The organism is Pseudomonas sp. yb_2 (assembly GCF_043103905.1).
Lineage (GTDB): Bacteria > Pseudomonadota > Gammaproteobacteria > Pseudomonadales > Pseudomonadaceae > Aquipseudomonas > Aquipseudomonas alloputida.
Window position 1 is genome coordinate 1 of record NZ_JBICKH010000042.1, and the last position, 2127, is coordinate 2127.

At 61.4% G+C, this 2127-nt stretch carries 1 protein-coding gene; it reads left to right on the top strand.

Features of this window, described 5'->3' with window-relative positions; genetic code table 11:
* A partial coding sequence (locus ACF8FB_RS10615; protein ID WP_392511317.1) for an immunoglobulin-like domain-containing protein occupies positions 1–2127 on the top strand: 2127 nt, incomplete at both ends.

Sequence of the window (2127 nt, forward strand, 5' to 3'; positions counted from 1 at the left end):
CTGGACAAGACGCCGGTCAGCACTACCGTCACCGACGAGCCTGGTACCCCAGGCAACCCGGGCGGCAGCAACGAAGGCGACCTGGTCAAGGTCACCATCACGGCCGACCAGACTTCGGTAGCCGAGAACGTCAAACCGACCTTCACTGTTCACGTCAACCAGCCGCTGGCTCACGACCTGGTCGTGACCCTGAGCAACAATGCCCAGGTCACCATCAAGGCCGGTGAAACCAGCGCGCCGTACACCCACGCTGCTCAGGGTGATGACGTCTACAACGACGCTGGCCAGATCAGCCTGGGTATCACGTCTGCTGTGGATGTAGACGGTCGCACCTTCGAAAACCTGGAGCTGGGCGGTGCGGCTTCGGTTCAAGTGACCGATACCACCGACGAAGTGGTGGCCAAGTTGACCGCGACCCCTTCGGTGACCGAAGGCGGTGAGATCACTTACACCATTACCCTGACCAACAAAGACGGCTTGCCGATCAATAACCACAGTGCATTGACCTTCACGCTGAGCGACGGCAAAACCGTCATCACCGTGCCGGCCAACGGCACCGTGGGCACTGCAACCGTGACTGCCCCGGACAACGTCTACGTCGGTACCAACGACCCTGTGATCAAATCGATCGCAACCGTTGAAGGTGCGGATGTCGGCAAGTTCGAACAACTGACACTCGACAAGACCCCGGTCAGCACTACCGTCACCGACGAGCCTGGTACCCCAGGCAACCCGGGCGGCAGCAACGAAGGCGACCTGGTCAAGGTCACCATCACCGCCGACCAGACTTCGGTAGCCGAGAACGTCAAACCGACCTTCACTGTTCACGTCAACCAGCCGCTGGCTCACGACCTGGTCGTGACCCTGAGCAACAACGCCCAGGTCACCATCAAGGCCGGCGAAACCAGCGCGCCGTACACCCACGCTGCGCAGGGCGATGACGTCTACAACGATGCTGGCCAGATCAGCCTGGGTATCAACTCGGCGGTGGATGCCACTGGTGCGACCTTCGAGAACCTGCAACTGGGCGGCAACGCTTCGGTTCAAGTGACCGACACCACCGACGAAGTGGTGGCCAAGCTGACCGCGACCCCGTCGGTCACCGAAGGCGGCGAGATCACTTACACCATCACGCTGACCAACAAAGACGGTCTGCCGATCAACAACCACAGTGCATTGACCTTCACGCTGAGCGACGGCAAAACCGTCATCACCGTGCCGGCCAACGGCACCGTGGGCACTGCTACCGTCACTGCCCCGGACAACGTCTACGTCGGTACCAACGACCCTGTGATCAAATCGATCGCAACCGTTGAAGGTGCGGACGTCGGCAAGTTCGAGCAACTGACGCTGGACAAGACGCCGGTCAGCACGTCGGTTACCGACGAGCCAGGTACGCCGGGCAACGAAGGCGACCTGGTCAAGGTCACCATCACAGCCGACCAGACTTCGGTGGCCGAGAACGTCAAACCGATCTTCACCGTGCACGTAAACCAGCCGCTGGCTCACGACCTGGTCGTGACCCTGAGCAACAACGCCCAGGTCACCATCAAGGCCGGCGAGACCAGCGCGCCATACACCCACGCTGCGCAAGGCGATGACGTCTACAACGACGCTGGCCAGATCAGCCTGGGCATCACGTCTGCTGTGGATGTAGACGGTCGCACCTTCGAGAACCTGCAACTGGGCGGCAACGCTTCGGTTCAAGTCACCGACACCACCGACGAAGTGGTGGCCAAGCTGACCGCGACCCCGTCGGTGACCGAAGGCGGCGAGATCACCTACACCATCACGCTGACCAACAAAGACGGTCTGCCGATCAACAACCACAGTGCATTGACCTTCACGCTGAGCGACGGCAAAACCGTCATCACCGTGCCGGCCAACGGTACCGTGGGTACTGCTACCGTGACTGCCCCGGACAACGTCTACGTCGGCACCAACGACCCTGTCGTGATGTCGATCGCAACCGTTGGAGGTGCGGACGTCGGCAAGTTCGAGCAACTGACGCTGGACAAGACCCCGGTCAGCACTACCGTCACCGACGAGCCTGGCACCCCAGGCAATCCGGGCGGCAGCAACGAAGGCGACCTGGTCAAGGTCACCATCACGGCCGACCAGACTTCG